Below are 17,708 nucleotides of genomic sequence, written 5' to 3' on the forward strand. Positions count from 1 at the left end.
TAAGATGCGATCGCTCCTGATAAGTGGCGTTTTGGCGATAGTATTTATGACTCCAGCCGCAGCGCATCCGAGCATTTTGCATGGAATTTCCTTTGCAGCGGGCGTGGCTCATCCTCTTGCCGGGCTTGATCACATTGTTGCAATGGTGGCAGTTGGCCTCTGGGCGGCTATCAAAGGCAACCGCGCCCTCTGGGTGTGGCCCGTAACCTTTGTCGCGGTCATGTTGATAGGAGCTGCGCTGGGTTTTGCGCATATCAGCTTACCCTTTGTTGAACCTGGGATCCTGGCCTCCGTCGTAGTGCTGGGGCTTATGGTGGCGTTCGCGACCGACCCGCCGATATGGGTAGGGGTCGTAATCATAAGCATCTTCGCACTGCTGCATGGTCACGTGCACGGAGTCGAAGGTTCCAGTTTGGGAGGCGGTTTTGAGTATATGGCGGGTTTCGCGCTTGCTACAGCGACATTGCACGCAGTCGGCATCAGCCTCGCGTTCACATTACGGCGTGCGGCGGCCTCGGAGTCGGTGAATCGTTTCGTTGGTCTTATCTGCTCGATCGTTGGCATCGGATTGTACGTGGGGGTTCTATGACGCCCGCGGGCGCTTTTTCTCGTCTGAGCGACTGCTCTCAATCGGGGTGCATTCTTAGCCCGTAAGCAAGATCCGGATTAGAAGTCTCTCGACGGAGCAGATGGGGCGATGTTTAGATTGAGCAAACGTGATGTTGGTTTGTCGGATGCCCCGACAGCTTAACTCGAGTGGGCTGGGGGCGTGCAGGTGCTCCTACCAAGCGAAGGATTATACGCGTCTCGCTCCCGTGGAGCGGCCGATTGGCTACGCCCCCGCTTCGGTAGTACGTCCGGTCGCTGCAGGTTGCCAACGTGGAGGCCACCGGTACGGGTAATCTACTTCAATCGCAGCGGCGACGCGGATTGCAAGGTCCTCCCGTTGTGTGGGGGTCGCAATGTGAACTCCGATCGGCAGGTCGTCAGCGGAAAGGCCCGCGGGTACGCTGAGCGCCGGGCACCAGGGCACCCAATTGAAAATCGAGGTCATGTCGAGGCCGTGCTTGCGGCCGTCCGGCGTGACCAGATGATAGCGGGCGTCATCCTCGTCCGCGCAAACGGCCGGACGGGTCATGGTTGGACTGAGGAGGACGTCATAGTTGCGGAATAGTTCGGACAGAACATCCCATTGCTGCTTGCGCAGAACATCCAGTTCCTTGATCGACACGGCGTCGTAGGTCCGTCCTCGCGCGATCACGGCGGAGAGCCGCGGGTCGGCGAGAGGCCCAATCTTATCAAGGGCGTCGCCGATAAACGCCGCGAGATAGACGTGCCAATGGCGGACCCAACCGTCGGCAATAGCGCGGGTCCAGCCGAGGTTCAAATAGCTGACCACGGCCCCGGCCCGCTCCAGGGACGCGGCCACTTCGGAAAGGCGCGAGCGCACTTCGGGTTGAACAGCGAAGAATCCCAGGTCGTCGCTCACCGCGATCCTTAGCCCCTTGACGCCGGCGCCAGGGTCCAGGCTCGGAAGATCGGGAATAAAGGTCCTGGGATCGGATGGCGTCGATCCACACACCAGTGGCAGGCTATACGTAAGGTCAGCGACCGTCCGCGTCAGTAATCCATGGTGCTGGATGTCGTCGACGAAGGAAGGCTGGTCGTCGAGCGGGATGCGGCCCGCCGCCGGCTTTATTCCGACGAGGCCCGTGCAGGCCGCCGGAATGCGAACCGAACCGCCCATGTCGGTGCCTTCGGCGACAGCGACGCAACCGGTCGCGACCGCTACCGCCGATCCTCCCGACGATCCGCCCGGCGTTCGTTCATCGTTCCACGGATTCCGCGTGACCCCGTGCAGCGGGCTATCGCAGAAACTGCTCGATGCGCATTCGGAGAGCGTGGTCTTCCCGAGAATCAGGGCGTCGGCATGGCGGAAGCGCTGCACCACGACGGCATCGGACCGCGCGATATTTTCGGCAAAGGCATAAGAGCCGAAGCGATTGCCAAGACCCTTGACCGGGGTGCAGTCCTTGATGGCGACCGGCACGCCGGCAAGCGCGCCGAGTCGCTCGCCTGTGGCGCGGCGGCGGTCGATATGGCGCGCCGCCGCCCGCATGCCTTCGGCATCGATCTGCGCGAAGCAGTTCAGTTCCGCCTGAACCTCGATAGAGCGAGCAATCGCAGCCTCCGCGATATCGATCGCACGCGCCTCTCCATTTCGCACGGCGGCAGCGATTGTGGAGACGGGAGACCAAGGCCCTATTTCGCTCACGATGTTTCCTTCAAGACAGACTTGCCATTTTTCAGGTATTTCGTCCGGCGCGCACGACCATATGGCTCCGCGATAAAGCAAGTGCGAAGACAAGCGCCCATACCGGTCTATGCTGTCACGGCTTTCCGGAAGGTGTCCTTACGCGCAATCTTCCCATCCTTGAATCGGAGCAGATCGACACCCCTGACGGTGACGAACACGCCGTCGGCTCGCGTGCCGCGAAACGTCCATTCGCTGAAGCCTTGGTCGCCGCACACGACGTGCTGGGCTTCCTCCCATCGGGAATCCGGGAATGCCTCCCAGATTGCTGCGAAGGCACGCTTAACCGAATCGAACCCGGAATAGCGCTCGCCGAACGCGTGCTTGCCGGCAGCGGCCTCGAACACGCAGTCTTCGGCAAACAACGCCATCAGCCTTTCGATTCTGTGCGAGTTCCACGCGTCGCAATGTAGTTCCATCAGCCGCAGATTATCGGTTGCATCCATGACATATACTTCTCACAAACCCTTGATCGGCAAGTTAGTTTTGCAGTCGGCAACCCGAATTCAACGAGCACGGGACTCGGCAACGCTTTCTCGGAGGCTCTCGAGGTATGCATCGACGACGGGAGCCTGATGCAACGTGATCATGCCCATATGCACCGCGCGGGGCGTCGTCATCGTCCGCACGAACCAGCCCCGCCGCGTCATCGCGGAGACGATTGCGTCGAGAGGAGCGTCGGCGGAGCGCCAGGCGAGGACGGGCAGATCCGGATCGCCGACGACCTCGATACCCTCAATGGCTTCAAGCCCATCCCTGAGTCGGCCAAAAGCCTCCAGTATCTGCCTGGCGATTCGGACATAACCGTCATGGCCCAGATAGCGCATCACCGCCCATGCAGCGGCGATGGGAGCTGCCGACCGCGTGCCGGCGAGGCCGCTCGATGCGTAGGAGCCGATTGGCCAGTCGTCGAACGTGAAGACGTAGGAGGGCCGCCAGCAGGAATGCCGGAACAGCGCCGCGGACGCGCCTTTGGCGCCGAAGCCGTATTTGTGGATATCCGCCGAGATCGACCGCACGCCGTCGATGCTGAAATCGAACGGCGGAATGGTCGCGCCGGCCGCTCGCGCAAACGGGGCGAACAGCGCGCCGACACAGGCATCGACATGCACCCAGAGATTTGTCTCGATCGCGAGCGCCGCGATCTCCGGGATGGGATCGACGACGCCGTGGCCGAATTGCGGCGCGGAGCCGGCGACCAGGATTGTGCGCGCGCAGATCTGCCGGCGCATCGCCTCGACGTCGGCGCGAAGGTCCGCGCGGAGCGGCGTGCGGACCACTTCGATGCCGAGGAGGCCGCCAGCCTTGTCGAAGGCGGGATGAGCGCTACGGGGTACGACGACCTTCGGGATCGCGAGGTCGGGCCGACGTGTTCTGGACCAATCGCGGGCCGCTTTCAGGCAGAAAAGTATGCTCTCGCTGCCGCTCGCCGTCAGGCAGCCATCGGCCATCGGCCCCGCCTCGACCAGGTCGAGCAGCCAGGCGACAACATCCGTCTGCAGTCGCTCGACGCTCGGAAAGGCCGCGACCCCATGGGCGTTCTCGGAGAAGAACAGGTCGGCGGCCTGCCGGGCCACCTCCAGCACATCATCGCCGCCGAACTGGACGTAGAAATTGGTCTTTCCGCTGCGCCAGTCGACATCGCGGGCCTTGGCCTGCTTCAACTCGTCGAGGACGGTCTCCCGCGGCCGTCCGGTTTCAGGAAATGGCGGTCGCATCACATGCGGTCCTTCCCATGGCGCCTCACTCGGCTCCCCGTGATTTTCACTTGAAGTAACGTTTCTGCATGTGAGATGATGATGTCCGCGCTGTCAAGGAGCGTCCGGGAATGACCGCCCAATCTCACCGGCCGACGACTGCCGCGGCGCCGTTGCGGGTGTTCGGCATCGGCGGCCGGTCTGGCGCATCGCACACGCTCGTTGCATGGCGCGACCGCGGACGTCCGGCATGAGGGAAAGGAACTGGAAAAGCCCATGACTGCATCGTCGAGCAAGGCAGCCGAGGTTCGTTTCGTCGCTGTCGCCAAGCAGTACGGGGTTGGCCCGGTCGCGATCGAGAACCTCGATCTCACCATCCGCCGCGGGGAGTTCATCACCCTGCTCGGCCCGAGCGGCTCGGGCAAGACGACGGCGCTCAATCTGCTTGCCGGCTTTCAGGAGCCGACGCGCGGACAGATCCTCATCGACGGCGAGGATGTCAGCCGGGTTCCGGCGCACAAGAGGAATATCGGCCTCGTATTCCAACACTACGCGCTGTTCCCGCACATGACCGTGCGCGAGAACATCGCCTATCCGCTGAAGCAACGACGCGTCCCGAAGGCGGAGATGGCACGTCGGATCGACGACGTGCTGCGCATGGTCTCGCTTGAGGCGTTTGCGGAGCGGATGCCCCGCCAGCTCTCCGGAGGCCAACAGCAGCGCGTCGCCGTCGCGCGCGCAATCGTCTTCGAGCCGCGCCTCCTGCTGATGGACGAGCCGCTCGGTGCGCTCGACCGGAAGCTCAGGGAAACCGTGCAACTCGAACTCAAGCGCATCCATCGCGAACTCGGCGCGACGATCGTGTTCGTCACTCACGATCAAGAGGAGGCGCTGGTGATGTCGGACCGGATCGCCGTCTTCAATGCCGGGCGGATCCAGCAGGTGGGAACGGCGGAGGAACTCTACGACTTCCCGCAAACCCAGTTCGTCGCTCAGTTCCTGGGAGAATCCAACTGCTGGGCCGGCGAGATCGAGAACCGCTCGGGCAACATCACCGTGGTATCGGGCGCGGGCTGGAAGGTCGCGGGGAGCACGACGGCGCAAACGCCCTCGTCCGGCCGGGGCGCCATCGTCGTCCGGCCCGAACGATGCCGGGTGGTACCGCACGGAGAGAGTCCCGGAGAATGTAATGCGGTACCCGGACGGTTACGCGAGGTCGTGTATCTCGGCTCCCTCCGCAAGCTCGTGGTGGACCTTGATGCAGGCGGTACCGCAGTCGTGACCTGCCCCCCTGAAGCGGCGATCCCGTCGGATCCGGCGGTGAACGTGACTTTCCCGATTTCGGCGGCACGGGCGGTCCCGGCGCATACGCCATCTGCTTGACAATGAAAAAACGTTCCTTCACGTTGCTGAAACGTTTCTGCGTCGGCCGTCTTCGGTTTTCAAGGCGCACAATAAAGGGGAACTTCAGATGAAAATGACCCTCCGCGTGCAATCCTCCGGTCTCGCGCTGATCACCGCGCTCGCCCTCGCCTCGCCCGTGGTCGCCGCAAGCTCCCTTCCTGATCTGAAGGGCAAGAGCTTCGTGTTCGCCGGCTTTGGCGGCGACCTGCAGAAGAACCAGGACGCCGCATGGCTGCAGCCCTTCGCGGCCGCCACCGGCGTCAAGATCGAGCAGACCGACGCGCCGGATCTGGCGAAGATCCAGACTCAGCAGGAAGCCAAGAACGTCGGTGTCGATGTCGTCGAGATCGAGTCCAGCACCGTGGACGCCAATTGCGGGGCGGTGTTCAAGCAGGTCGAAATCGACCGCTCGCAGCTCAGCCCGACCTACGACACCAACAAATGTGGCGTTCCCGTCGTCAAATTCTCGTACGTGCTGGCCTACAACGCCAAGAAGTATCCGACGCCACCGACGAGCGTGGCCGATTTCTTCGATGTGAAGAAATTTCCGGGCCAGCGGGCGGCCCGCACCGGCGCCAATGTCGGCATGGTCGAGGCCGCGCTGCTGGCCGACGGCGTCAAGCCGGCGCAGGTCTATCCGATCGACGTCGACCGGGCGATCAAGAAGATTGAGACGGTGAAGGACTCCATCATCCTGAAGGACACGTTCGCGCCGCTGCAGGACGGGCTCGCCAATGGCGAATTCGACATGGTGTTGCTGCCGAATGGCCGGGCCTTCAACGCATCGAAGACCAATCCGGACATCAAGGCCGTCTTCGTCGGAGCGGTGACGCTCTACGACAATCTCGCCATCCCGACCGGAGCGAAGAACGAGGCCGCAGCGAAGGCCTTCCTGCAGTATACCGCCACCCACGGCACGCAGCTCGAGCTGGCGAAGCGCTTTCCCTATGGCGTCGGCACCAAGGGAGAGGCGCCGAAGCTCGACGATAAGGCGAAGGGCTTCTATCCCGACAGCTTCACCGACCAGTTGCTGATCCAGGACGCGAAGTGGTGGGGAGCCAACGAGGCGGCGGTCGGCGAGCGCCTCACCTCGGTGTTCGCGCAATAGCCCCAAGCGGAAGGGGGATGGCATGAGCCGGACGGACAGTCGCGCATCGATGACGGCGTCGGACGTGCCCCGCAAACGGGGCCGTGTCGAGCATTGGTGGCTGATCGCCCTGCCGGTTCTCGCCTTCCTGGCCGTCTTCTTCGTCTATCCGTCCGCAACCATCCTGTTTCGGACATTCACCAAGTTCGATCCGCCGCAGACGGGCGGGCTGGACAATCTAGTGTGGTTCTTCAGCCGGGATGCGAACCGGACGATCCTGGTGCGCACCTTCCTCGTCGCGGGCCTCAGCACGATCCTCACCAGCCTGCTCGCCTTTCCCTATGCCTATCTGATGACGCGGGTCCAGCCATCGGTGCGCACGCTCATGCTGGGCATTGTGCTGGTCTCCATGTTCTTCGGGATTCTCCTGCGCAACTTCGCATGGGTGGTGTTGCTCCAGGTTCAGGGCCCGCTGAACGACGTCATCGAGATGCTCGGCTTCGAGCGGCAGCGCTTCCTCGGCACGATGCCCGCCGTGTTGATGGGCATGACGCACGTGCTGTTCCCCTACATGGTGCTGCCGCTCTATGCGGTGCTTCGCGGCATCGACACGCGCCTTGTGCTGGCCGCCGAGAGCCTCGGGGCCACGCCGCGGCGCGCTTTCTGGCAGATCTACATCCCGCTCTCGCTGCCAGGATTCTTTGCTGGCGCATTGCTCGTCTTCGTGCTCGCGCTCGGCTTCTTCATCACGCCGGCGGTGCTCGGCTCGCCGCAGCAGTCGCTGATCTCGCAGCTGATGTACGCCCAGTTCTACCGCCAGGCCGCGTTCGGAAGGGCCGGCGCCATGGCCATCGTCCTGTTGGCCGCAACCGTTCTCGTCCTTCTGCTGGCGCGCGCGCTGTCACGCAGGAGCCGGGCCTATGAGGCGGCGCCATGAGCGATCGATCGGAAAAGCGGTTCTCGACCCCTCTCCTCGGCGTCGCCTGTTGCGTCATCGCGATCTGGCTCATCCTTCCCCTCACCGTGATCGTGCCCATCAGCTTCAGCGCGGAGGACAGCTTCGCCTTCCCGCCGCGATCCTGGACCCTCGATCGCTACGCCAGCCTCGCGACCCCGCAATGGACGCAGGCGCTGTTCAACAGCCTCGCCATCGCCATCCTCGTCTCCCTGGTCTGCGCGGTTCTCGGCACGCTGGCCGCGTTCGGCATCATCCGCAGCCGGTCCCGGCTGATGGAACTGCTGCGACTGCTGATCCTGGCGCCCCAGGTGGTCCCGATCATCATCGTCGGACTGGGCATATACCTCGTATTCCTAGGCTGGCACATCACCGGAACGATCACGGGCTTCGTGCTCGCTCACGCGACGCTGGCGCTGCCCTTCGTCGTCATTCCTGTCGCGGCCTCCCTGCAGACCTATGACAGAAGCCTCGAACGGGCGTCGGCGAGCCTCGGAGCCGGCCCGCTCGCCACCTTTTTCCAAGTGACGTTTCCCATCATCCGCCCGGCCATACTGAGCGGAACCATCCTCGCCTTTCTCGGCTCCTTCGACGAGCTGGTGCTCGCGCTCTTCCTGCAATCCCCCTCGCTCGTGACGCTTCCGGTCCTGCTTTACCGGCGCATGACGGACACCATCGATCCGACCATCGCGGCGGTCGCAACGATCCAACTCGGCTTCGTCATCGCCTGCGTGATCGCCGCGCTGGCGGTGGAACGGCGCCGCGCCGCCGCCGCCGATGGGAAAGGCGTGCAGGAGCCATGAACCAGGTCCATGGAGGCAGTGCCTTGATAAAAGCCGAACGCCGATCGAGCCAAACGCCGGTCGCCGCGCGTCCGACCTCGCTGCCGCGCCCGGGCAATGCCGAGTTTACCGAGCGTCAGGCGCGAGCGCTCGATGCCGCCCGGCGGGAAGGGCTCGACGGGCTCATCGTCTGGGGCCGCGGCTCGACCAATTCCGACGGCTGCCAGGACCTGCTCTACCTCGCCAACCATATGTCCGCCGTCAGCCATATTCCCGATAGCGAGGCACATCGCGCCCGCGGGCACGCGGCGCTCGTGCTCGCGCACGGCCGGGATCCGGTGCTGGTCACCGATTCCTACGACATCGATCGGGCGGAGGTGCCCGTTTCCGATGTCCGCCTTTCGACCTTCGTCGACCGCGACGCGGCCCGCGTCGCCACCGAGCTCGGGCTGCGCGGGGGCCGTGTGGGACTGGCCGGTCAGACCGGGCTGCTGCACAGCGCCGCTACATGCATTGCAACCGAACTCGGCGGCTCGACGGTCCTGGTCCCCGCGGACCACATCCTGACCGCGCTTCGGCTGTTCAAGAGCGCGCACGAGGTCGCGCTGCTGCGCGAGGCGTCGCGCATCGGCTGCGACTGGATGGAGGTGATGCTGGAGGCTTCGCAGCCGGGCCGAACCGAGGGCGAGATCGTCGGCGATGGCCTGCGCTTCCTCGCTGCCAGTGGGGGATGGGCATACGACGTCGCCGTCGCCAGCGGCCCAGTGGCGCATCGCTACCGTCATCGCCAGGCGCTGCCGACTTGGGACAGCACGCGCCGCCTGCAGCCCGGCGACATGCTGCATTTCGACCTCTGGGGCCCCGTCGCGCACGGCTATTATTGCGACCTCACCCGGTCGACGGTCGTCGGCGCCCGCGCGACCGCCGCCCAGGAGCGGGTGCTGGAGGATTCCATCGCGATCGTCGAGAGCGTGATCGCCGAGATCGAACCCGGACGCCGTCTCGCCGACCTCCACGCCGCAGGCGCGCAGGCCATGGCGAGGCGCGGAGGCGGCGCGTCCGGCTTCTCGGCGATGATTCCCTTCTTCGGGCATTCGCTGGGCCTCGACTGCGAAAGCCCCTTCATCACCTCCTCGGCGCAGGAGATCATCGGGCCCGGCATGGTGCTGGCGATCGAGTGCTTCCTGGGCGGAGAGGCCGGCGAAGGAGCCGGCTTCGAACATGTCGTCCATATCGGCGAGACCGGAATCGAGATCATCACGTCGGCGGCAGCGGAGCGCCCCTGGGCGAGGGGGTGAGCCTCCCACTGCCGGCCTGCGCCCCATCGCGAAAATTCTTCAACTTTTGCGGAAGATGGCCTGGAGCCCTTATCGTTCGGATGGAACATCGGAACGATAAGAAAGTGCTCTAGATTCAATAGACTGGAGCAATTCCTCTTCGATCAGACGATCCCATCTGATCGGGATATGCTCTAGGCGCTGACCTCGGGAGCCGACGGCCGAACCACGGTCTCCATGGGAATGGTCCCGCTTTTCACCTCGATCTTGCCCCTGATAAGTCCCAGCAGCGCGGCGGCGGCGAGGTCGGCCAGGACGCCGGGATGCTGGCGGACCGCGGAGATAGGCGGTGACGTCTGGTCGAGTTCAGGTCCGTCCGAGGCGGACAGCAGCCTCACATCGTCGGGCACGCGCAGTTTACGCTCCTTGAGCGAAGCGAGGATGCGCAGCGCCAGTCGGTCGACCTGGGCGATCAGGGCGCCGGCGCCACCGTCCAGCGCCCGGCCGACCGCCGCATCGACCTGCCGGCTCTCCAGGCCCTCGCAATGATGGATGTCGATGGGCGATCGATGATCGCGCGCCCATTGCCTTGCCCCGTTGAGCGCGTCGGCGACGTAGCTCTTCTTCGGGCCGACAGTGATGAATGCGAGTGGCGTACCGGGCGCGACGGTGCGCTCCAGCAGGCGCGAGATGCCGGTCTCGTTGTCGTCATCGACCCAGAACAGCGCCTTCCGGCCAAGGTCCCGGCCGATGGTGACGTAGCGAACCTTTCGCTTCTCGAAGAAGCTCAGGACCGGATCGTTCTCGAGAGGATCCACCACGATGGCGCCGTCGAGCGGGATCTTCAGCTTCCCCAGCAGGTCGACGCTGTGCGGAAGCAACACCGGCGCAAGCCCCTCCGCAAGGATTGCCTGGCTCGCATGGGTGACGATCGCCGCCCAATAGCCGACATCGGTCAATATGGCATTGCCCGCGGCGGGCGCGATGCAGATCCCGACCATGCCGAGCCCGCCTTCGCGCAACCCCAGCGCGATCGCGCTCGGCCGGTAGTTCAGCTTCTCCGCGACGGCCTTGACCTTCAGGCGGGTCGGCTCGGGCAGTCGGCCCTTGCCCGACAGGGCGTCCGACACCGTCGTCACCGACACACCCGCGGCGGCGGCCACGTCCCTGATCGTCGTTCTGCGCTTGCCGGACATGAACGGGAAGTAGCAGGCGCCAGACTCCTTGTCGAGGCGGCTCATCTCTGCAGAAGAAACGTTTCTTCTTGCGCTTCTGCCAAAGCTCGTGCCAGGATGGCGTGGTCCGGCACGGCGCCATGCAATTAGCCGCGGTGATGATCGCCCGCTGCCCGGATCAGCCGTCGCGAACGGGTGGCGGGCCGTTGGCAACCGCCGTTTCGCGCGCACCCGGTCGCGAACCAAAGACCAGGAGCGGTCACTTGTCGTCTCATGCTTCGACCTTGATGCCGCGCCCCTTCGCCGAGAGCTTTGTCGGGCCGCGCGGCCACAGCCTGCTCCCCGGCGGGTTCGGCAAGGCCATGACGGCGGTCGGTCCCTGGTCCCCGCTGGCCGCGCGCGGCGAGGGCTGGCTGCTGTGGGACGAGGAAGGCTGCGAACTCCTCGACTTCCACGGCAACTTCACCGTGAACGTGCACGGCAACGCGCATCCCTCGATCGTGGCGGCGGTCCAGGCGGCGACTGCGAAGGGGCTGTCTTTCGGGCTCCCCAATCGCGGCGAGACCGAACATGCGCGCCGGCTGGTCGAGTGCCTGCCCGGGCTCGACCAGGTGCGCTACACGAACTCCGGGACAGAAGCGACGCAGCTCGCAGTCCGCCTGGCTCGGGCGCACACCGGGCGCTCGGGCGTGATTGTCACCGAAGGCGCCTATCATGGCTGGGGCGAGGCGGTGCTTCCGACCCTCGGCGCGCGCGCCGAACGGGGTATTCCGGCCGGCATGCGCACCGAGACTGTGATGGTGGCGTTCGACGACGCGACCGGGCTCGAAGCGGTCGTGGAGAGCGCGCCGGAGCGCTTCGCCGCCATCATGCTCGATCTGCTGCCGAACCGCGTGGGGATGATCCCGCCTGGCGACGCCTTTGTGGAGACGGCCAGCCGATTGTGCCGCCGTTACGGCATGGCACTCGTCGTCGACGAGATCATCAGCTTCCGGCTCGCCAAAGGTGGCTTGACGGCGTCACGCAACGTCGACGCCGACCTCGTCTGCCTCGGCAAGATGATCGGCGGCGGGCTGCCGATAGGCGCCCTCGTCGGCAAGCCGGAATGGATGGGCGGGCTTGATCCGTCGAGCGCCAGCGGCCTCGAACATGGCGGTACGTTTTCGGCCAACCCGCTGAGCATGGTGGCGGGGATCGCAGCTCTCGACCTTCTCGACGAGGCCGCGCTCGGTCGCATTGCTGCGCTCGGCTGCCGGTTCCGCGAGCAACTCATCGAGCCGCTCGGGCGGCGTGGGTGGGAGCCCCGAGGGCAAGGTTCGCTGTCCCGGCTTTACCCATCCTTCGCGCGTGGCAGCGCAGAAGTGGGCGAACTTCAGCGGCGGCTATGGTGGGAGCTCTACGGCCGCGGCGTCCTCGTCGCCAAACACGGCGTCGCGGCCATCAGCACCGTGATGCACGACGACGTCATCGATCGCGCCGCTGACCGCGTCGTCGACGCGATCAATGCGCTCTCATGATCGGGACGGTGCGCCAGAGCTAGAGCATTTCCCGATCAGATGGAATCATCTGATCGAAGAGGAATTGCTCCAGTCTATTGAATCTAGAGCACTTTCTTGTCGTTCGGATGTTTCCATCCGAACGGAAAGGGCTCTAGCGGGCATGCTGAACTGATCGGATATCTGCACAATGCCTGTCGTGACATGCATCGAAGACCTGCGAAAGCTCGCGGAACGGCGCGTCCCCCGCATGTTCTACGACTATGCAGACAGCGGCTCCTGGACGGAGAGCACGTATCGGTCCAACGAGGCCGATTTCAGGGGGATACTTCTACGCCAGCGCGTCGCGGTTAATCTTGAGAATCGCAGCACGCAGGTGAGCATGGCGGGTCAGACCGCGAAGATGCCCGTTGCGATCGCTCCAGTCGGGCTGATGGGAATGCAGCACAGCGATGGTGAAATACTCACTGCGCGCGCCGCGGAAAAATTCGGAATCCCGTTCACCCTGTCGACGATGAGCATCTGCTCCATCGAAGACATCGCCGAGGCAACGACCGCCCCCTTCTGGTTTCAGCTCTACATGATGCGCGATCGCGACGCGATGACCCGCATGATCGGCCGCTGCAAGGCCGCCGGATGCTCTGCCCTTGTGCTGACGCTGGACCTGCAAGTTCCGGGGCAGCGCCACAAGGATCTCAGAAACGGTTTGACTGTTCCACCGAAGCCGACCTTGGCGACGCTCATCGATCTGGCGACCAAGGCTCGCTGGTGCTGGAACATGTCGCGCACGAAACGGCGCAGCTTCGGAAACCTGGTCGGTCACGTGCAGGCGGTCAGCAATATGCGCTCGCTCTCCGCGTGGTCGACCGAACAGTTCGATCCCCGCGTGTCGTGGCAGGATGTCGACTGGGTGCGCCGCCAATGGAACGGCAAGCTGATCCTCAAGGGCATCATGGATGTGGAGGATGCGAAGCTGGCCGCAGCCCATGGCGCCGATGCTATCGTCGTCAGCAACCATGGCGGTCGTGTCCTCGACAGCGCGCCTTCGACGATCCGTGCGCTACCGCCGATCGCCGAGGCTGTCGGCTCGACGACGGAGGTCTGGATGGACGGCGGAATTCGTACCGGACAGGATATTCTCAAGGCCTGGGCGCTCGGCGCGCGCGGCACCCTAATAGGTCGCGCAGCCGTCTACGGATTGGGTGCGCTGGGAGAGGCCGGTGTCACAAAGGCACTCCAGATGCTGCACAAGGAGTTAGACGTCACCATGGCGCACTGCGGGCACACCCGCCTTGCCAGCGTCGACCGCTCGATCCTGGTGCCAGGAACATACTGAAGGTTCGAGAAGAGGACGGTGGTGCTCTATGATAGAGTTTCTGAATCCTGCGGGCTGCCGCTCGTCATCGCGTCGGACGATAGGGCCTACTCCCTGCCGCACCAGCTTCTCGGCTTCGTCACGCGCCCGGCGGGCATGGGCGAGGCTGACAGCGGGATAGCCGCCCGGACCCATCTCACGCCGCTTGCCGCTCCACTGGAAAAAATACAGCCACCGACGCCGACCGGACCCCATCCCGACTTCGCCGTCGATGACGAGGTAGAGCCCGCCGCCGTCTGAATGCCGGCCGAACTCCATAAGCGCCGTGCCGGAGCCTTGGGGCCTAGACTGCCGGCCCCACATCAGGCCCCCTTTTAGGATTGGGGTAGTTTGGGACGATTGGAGAGAGCGGAAGATGCTTGGAGGAGAATAGTCTAGGTATCTCAGTGGCTGCGTAGGATGCCGGGAGGCTGGGAGACAGCTATTTGGCGGAGGGAGCGTCCGCCTATTGATACAGCTAACCACCTGAAGTCGCTAAAGAATATTAATCATACATCTAACTACCCCACCGTAGACCCCACCCAGAGGGTGGGTTTGGGGCGAACCCGAGCGAACGTGAACGGTCACTCGTCATCTTCATCGTCATGCTCAATCAAATGGGTGGGCACCGGCTGCAGTGCCGTCCCTTGGACACTCATTATGAGCGCCGTCAGAGGGTTCTCCACCTGGCCTCGTAGGATGAGCTTTTCAGACAAGAGACCCAGATGCTTGGCGATCTTGTCCAGCGCGGTGTTTTTGTCCCACATCTTGATTTCGTGGACGTACTCAACCTCGCCGTCCCCGAGGCTGCGGGTCACCACCTTGACGCTCGCAACCGCTCCCGCGGTGTCTGCATCCAGCTCGTGGAGTTTCTTGAGTTTCCCGTCATGGGTGAAGAGCTTGCGGACATCGCTGAAGCCAATTCGCGCCAGCTCCGTCAGAGTGCGGTCAGCGTCAACGCGTGTCCTCAGCGATCGTTCTGAAATCTGAGCCTCAATAGCGGATGAAACCTTGTGATTCCTCAGCAAAACCGAGGCGGTCTGCTCAGCGGCGTTCGGCGAGTATCCGGCCCTGATAGCGGCCTGTTTCCCATTCCGATCCACGAGGTATTCATCGATGAATGCCCGGCGCTTCGGGGTGAGGTTACGGTTTGTCACTGGACTGGTCCTGCGTTTTGGTCAGCGCCTCGAGGTAAAGCGCTGCGAGATTCAGGAATTTGGCGCTGTCCGCACCCAGATTAGCGCACTGAAGCGCGGCCAGTACCTCTGCCGACGCGCGAGGCAATCGGCCCTCGTACTCACAAATGGCGGCGCGTTCTTCGAATGCGGCTACATCCTCGGCGGACAGTTTGGGCGACGCGGTTCCCAATTGATCGGGTCCCCCTGCGCCAATCGTGACATTAGCGCCGATAGCCTCGGCGGAGTGCCGTTTGTGCCATGGCGCTCGCGCGCCAATGTCGGTTGTAGCCACCGTTTGCTGTGCGCTGGCTCGGAGCGAACGGGCGAGATCTCCCCACTTCCCCATCAGCGCGCACCGTGGAGCGCGGGGTTGACTTCGTAGTTCTTCGCGGCCCTTCCCTTTCCGGGACCATTCCGCGTGGGGCGGGCGCGGACGATGCCAGCCTCCTCGAGGACAGCACAGGCGGCGTCCATTGCTGCAGCGTCGTCAATGCCGCGTCCAATCTCGCGGCGGAGCGAACGAGCATTGAAGGAGCTCAGGCCCTTTTTCTTGAGCTCTCGAGCAACGGTCGTGGCATCGCGCTCGGCGACCGAGATGGTCGCGTCACCGAGAACGCGCTCCGCCATCGGCAGGAAGTACTCGTCCATCATCTCGATCGCGGTTGACACAGCGCGCTTGGAGATACCAGTCGGCGGGCTGGACACGCCGTCCCACGTTGCCCACCAGAGATGTTCGAGAACACAGGAAAGGCGGAGCACATGCCCCCGCGCCTTGCCCAGAGCACCCGCGAACACGCCGGTCGTTTCGCGCGCCCTCTCAGCGATTTCCTGCCCGAATTTTTCCAGCAGATCCACCGCTTCGCGTTCCAAGGCGACCCGGACCGGTGCAGACTCTCCCGCCTCATTCAGTCCCATCGGCAGCTTCGACAGCCGCGTGATTACTGCGCGTGCCGCAGCTGCCGGCACCGTGTCACGGGAAATCGAAAAGGTCGCCATAGGCTCAGGAAAGCACCACAGGCATCGGGCGACGAGGCCATCGTCAACGGATGTGAGGATAGCCGCGACCTTGTCAGGCTGAATTCCGCCCAGCACCCCGATCGAGAGGTGGTCGATCCGGATCGGAGCCGGGTGTTTGACCCGTTCGATCGAGTAGCTCCGCCCGCCGTACATCTCGAGCGCGAACGCTCGGTCTGTGCCCGCACTCCCGTAGCGGCCAAAGGAAGCGTACCAGCCATCAAGCTCGTCACGTGCCAACAACAGGCCGTTGGGCATGCCCGCGGCCATCAGCCCAAGTTTTTCGGTGGTGGCATCTCCGACCTTGATCTTCGGGCAAATCGGCTCGGAAGGCTCCTTCGCTTCGGGCGGCATGTCCGGAATGTCATTCCGCCTGCCTTCCTTCTCGCAGAGGCGAACTGTGGCTTCCCATTTTTCCTTGGCGCTGACAGCGATAATCTTCTTTGCCTCGTAATCACTGACCCCCTGATCGTGGTTTTTGGCCATGAGCCGCTCGGCTTCCTCAAGCAAGCTGGTGACACCGCTCATCGCCGGGCTCTTGCCCGACGAGGGGGAGCCGACGAGGACACACCAAAGGATTGGAGGCTCCCACCATCCGGCCCCCGCTTGCGGCCAGCGAGCATTGCCAAGCACGGCGGCGGCCAGGCTAAGCATCGAGACCCCCACATAATCGAGGGGCGCGGAGGCACCCTTTGCCTGAAGCTCCGCCCAAGATTTCAACGGCGCGCCCAGCCAAACGGGGTCAAAGGTCGGAGGCGGGCGGCGGCCGTTGGAAAGAACCGAGAGATCGGGAGAATTCCAAGCTGACGTTGCCGCATCGGTGCCGTCGGTGCCAGCCAGTAGCCCCTCTGCCATCGTGTTGCCGAGCGCTGCGAGCGCCGGATCTTCGCGCTGATAGCCAAGGCTCTCCCGATCGATGCCGATCCACTCACATAGCCACTTCGCCGCCGTAATCGCATCGGGCGCTCCGCCGAAGTCCATGACCACGTTGATCGAGGTACTCGGGCTCTCCAGCCCGAAATCCCTGATGCCCTGCGGCGTGATGCCCAGGTCTTCCTGAAGGCTACGTCCGAGTTGCTTGGACGTGATCCGATAGCCGCCCGTGCTCGCCTGCCGTTTAGCGAAAGAGAACAGCACCGGCACCCAGGCGTCGAGGTTGGCGAGTGCGGCATCATTGACGTTTTGAAAGAAGTCGCCGCAATTCGCGGGCGGCGGCATCGTGACCGTCGAGGGATGCACCGGCTGCGGCAGTACCGTCGGCAAGGCCGCGGGCATGACCGGTGTCGGCTTAATGGCCTCGACGCGCGCCAGCAGGGCAGCGAGCATCTTCGGGGCTTGCAAGATCGACACGGGCGAGCCGTCGATCTGCGCCTGCGTGATCGTAAGATAGCGGCCGGAACTGTACATCTCTACCTGCGCATCGTGGCAGACGACAGCCCTGTCGATCACTCCTCTGGCCAGAATTCGGATGCCTCTGCCGGAAGGACTTACTTCTGAGTACGTTTCGGCGAAGCCGAGAATCGCTTTCAGCCATGGCACAATCTCGCCGGTTTGAGGATCCCGCACGTTGTCGAGGTCGATACCGATGATTCTCTGCTCTTTGAGGAGAACGAATCCGACGCCCGACAGGCCGCGCGATTTGGCGCACGCCGCCGCTTCTTCATAGGCACCCCACTGGTTGGGATCCGAAGTGCTTGCGAACAAGCCGTTGTGCGGGTTTATAGGCGGCTTAGTCGGCTTCTCGGAGCCGGCCCGCGTCACATATTTCCACGCCACCCATTGCCGGTGTTGGCGCAGCTCGTCGAACGCCGACATGGGTTCGCCGTCGCCGGCGTAGAGCAGGTATTCTCGAAACTCAAAGTCAAAGCCGAGGTCAGCCATCAAAGTAGCTCTTTGAAATGGGACAAAAGAATCGGGTCCACCGTTCGCTCAAAGGGCAGATCCGGTCGAAGACGTTTGGTTTTCACTTGGATTT

At 63.8% G+C, this 17,708-nt stretch carries 15 protein-coding genes; 8 read left to right on the plus strand and 7 right to left on the minus strand.

The window, feature by feature from the left end; translation table 11 throughout:
- Positions 1 to 46 precede the first annotated feature (46 nt).
- Positions 47 to 589 carry a HupE/UreJ family protein gene (locus G3545_RS14815; RefSeq protein WP_246702894.1) on the plus strand — a complete coding sequence of 181 codons (543 nt, stop codon included), beginning with the start codon at positions 47 to 49 and terminating at the stop codon, positions 587 to 589.
- A 243-nt stretch (positions 590 to 832) separates the two neighbouring features.
- Here the strand turns inward: G3545_RS14815 and G3545_RS14820 are convergent, their stop codons facing one another.
- From G3545_RS14820 to G3545_RS14830, 3 genes are all read right to left on the minus strand, one after another.
- Entirely contained in the window at positions 833 to 2,275 is a 1,443-nt protein-coding gene (locus G3545_RS14820) for an amidase (protein WP_170013853.1), read from the minus strand.
- Between the two features lie 107 nt (positions 2,276 to 2,382).
- A complete protein-coding gene (locus G3545_RS14825; protein WP_170013855.1) occupies positions 2,383 to 2,760 on the minus strand; it encodes a nuclear transport factor 2 family protein in 378 nt (125 codons plus the stop codon).
- A 60-nt stretch (positions 2,761 to 2,820) separates the two neighbouring features.
- Positions 2,821 to 3,978 carry an aminotransferase class V-fold PLP-dependent enzyme gene (locus G3545_RS14830; protein WP_170013857.1) on the minus strand — a complete coding sequence of 386 codons (1,158 nt, stop codon included), beginning with the start codon at positions 3,976 to 3,978 and terminating at the stop codon, positions 2,821 to 2,823.
- 309 nt (positions 3,979 to 4,287) lie between these two features.
- Between G3545_RS14830 and G3545_RS14835 the strand changes: the two genes are divergently transcribed.
- From G3545_RS14835 to G3545_RS14855, 5 genes are all read left to right on the plus strand, one after another.
- Positions 4,288 to 5,394 (plus strand): ABC transporter ATP-binding protein, encoded by a 1,107-nt coding sequence (locus tag G3545_RS14835; protein WP_170013859.1) that lies wholly within the window; start codon positions 4,288 to 4,290, stop codon positions 5,392 to 5,394.
- 88 nt (positions 5,395 to 5,482) lie between these two features.
- The gene (locus tag G3545_RS14840; protein ID WP_170013861.1) at positions 5,483 to 6,523 is read left to right on the plus strand and encodes an extracellular solute-binding protein; all 1,041 of its coding nucleotides are present in this window, start codon (positions 5,483 to 5,485) and stop codon (positions 6,521 to 6,523) included.
- A 64-nt stretch (positions 6,524 to 6,587) separates the two neighbouring features.
- The gene (locus tag G3545_RS14845) at positions 6,588 to 7,439 is read left to right on the plus strand and encodes an ABC transporter permease (RefSeq protein ID WP_170013863.1); all 852 of its coding nucleotides are present in this window, start codon (positions 6,588 to 6,590) and stop codon (positions 7,437 to 7,439) included.
- Positions 7,436 to 8,260, plus strand: a complete 825-nt coding sequence (locus G3545_RS14850; protein ID WP_170013865.1) for an ABC transporter permease — start codon at positions 7,436 to 7,438, stop codon at positions 8,258 to 8,260. Before G3545_RS14845 ends, G3545_RS14850 begins: the two co-directional genes overlap by 4 nt.
- Before the next feature lie 23 nt (positions 8,261 to 8,283).
- Positions 8,284 to 9,537 carry a M24 family metallopeptidase gene (locus G3545_RS14855; protein WP_170013867.1) on the plus strand — a complete coding sequence of 418 codons (1,254 nt, stop codon included), beginning with the start codon at positions 8,284 to 8,286 and terminating at the stop codon, positions 9,535 to 9,537.
- 173 nt (positions 9,538 to 9,710) lie between these two features.
- On the opposite strand, the gene G3545_RS14860 is transcribed toward G3545_RS14855, so the two are convergent.
- A complete protein-coding gene (locus G3545_RS14860) occupies positions 9,711 to 10,757 on the minus strand; it encodes a LacI family DNA-binding transcriptional regulator (protein WP_170013869.1) in 1,047 nt (348 codons plus the stop codon).
- A gap of 197 nt (positions 10,758 to 10,954) precedes the next feature.
- Here G3545_RS14860 and G3545_RS14865 point away from each other — a divergent pair, with 197 nt between their 5' ends.
- Both G3545_RS14865 and G3545_RS14870 read left to right on the plus strand, forming a co-directional pair.
- On the plus strand, positions 10,955 to 12,208 hold the full coding sequence (locus G3545_RS14865) for an aminotransferase class III-fold pyridoxal phosphate-dependent enzyme (protein WP_170013871.1): 1,254 nt from the start codon (positions 10,955 to 10,957) through the stop codon (positions 12,206 to 12,208).
- A 169-nt stretch (positions 12,209 to 12,377) separates the two neighbouring features.
- Positions 12,378 to 13,523, plus strand: a complete 1,146-nt coding sequence (locus G3545_RS14870; protein WP_170013873.1) for an alpha-hydroxy acid oxidase — start codon at positions 12,378 to 12,380, stop codon at positions 13,521 to 13,523.
- Here the strand turns inward: G3545_RS14870 and G3545_RS14875 are convergent.
- The 3 genes from G3545_RS14875 to G3545_RS14885 form a co-directional block, all read right to left on the minus strand.
- Complete coding sequence (locus G3545_RS14875; RefSeq protein ID WP_348644651.1) at positions 13,443 to 13,865, minus strand: Arm DNA-binding domain-containing protein; 423 nt, start codon at positions 13,863 to 13,865, stop codon at positions 13,443 to 13,445. The two genes, G3545_RS14870 and G3545_RS14875, sit on opposite strands and share 81 nt — an antisense overlap.
- 260 nt (positions 13,866 to 14,125) lie before the next feature.
- Complete coding sequence (locus G3545_RS14880; RefSeq protein ID WP_170013877.1) at positions 14,126 to 14,698, minus strand: terminase small subunit; 573 nt, start codon at positions 14,696 to 14,698, stop codon at positions 14,126 to 14,128.
- A gap of 366 nt (positions 14,699 to 15,064) precedes the next feature.
- Positions 15,065 to 17,614 (minus strand): DUF3987 domain-containing protein, encoded by a 2,550-nt coding sequence (locus tag G3545_RS14885; protein WP_170013879.1) that lies wholly within the window; start codon positions 17,612 to 17,614, stop codon positions 15,065 to 15,067.
- Positions 17,615 to 17,708 lie beyond the last annotated feature (94 nt).

This window comes from Starkeya sp. ORNL1 (genome assembly GCF_012971745.1).
GTDB lineage: Bacteria > Pseudomonadota > Alphaproteobacteria > Rhizobiales > Xanthobacteraceae > Ancylobacter.

Coding starts and splice junctions, on each gene's coding strand:
- G3545_RS14815 (WP_246702894.1), top strand. CDS start 47: ATGACTCCAGCCGCAGCGCATCCGAGCATTTTGCATGGAATTTCCTTT.
- G3545_RS14825 (WP_170013855.1), bottom strand. CDS start 2,760: ATGGATGCAACCGATAATCTGCGGCTGATGGAACTACATTGCGACGCG.
- G3545_RS14835 (WP_170013859.1), top strand. CDS start 4,288: ATGACTGCATCGTCGAGCAAGGCAGCCGAGGTTCGTTTCGTCGCTGTC.
- G3545_RS14840 (WP_170013861.1), top strand. CDS start 5,483: ATGAAAATGACCCTCCGCGTGCAATCCTCCGGTCTCGCGCTGATCACC.
- G3545_RS14850 (WP_170013865.1), top strand. CDS start 7,436: ATGAGCGATCGATCGGAAAAGCGGTTCTCGACCCCTCTCCTCGGCGTC.
- G3545_RS14860 (WP_170013869.1), bottom strand. CDS start 10,757: ATGAGCCGCCTCGACAAGGAGTCTGGCGCCTGCTACTTCCCGTTCATG.
- G3545_RS14870 (WP_170013873.1), top strand. CDS start 12,378: ATGCCTGTCGTGACATGCATCGAAGACCTGCGAAAGCTCGCGGAACGG.
- G3545_RS14875 (WP_348644651.1), bottom strand. CDS start 13,865: ATGTGGGGCCGGCAGTCTAGGCCCCAAGGCTCCGGCACGGCGCTTATG.
- G3545_RS14885 (WP_170013879.1), bottom strand. CDS start 17,614: ATGGCTGACCTCGGCTTTGACTTTGAGTTTCGAGAATACCTGCTCTAC.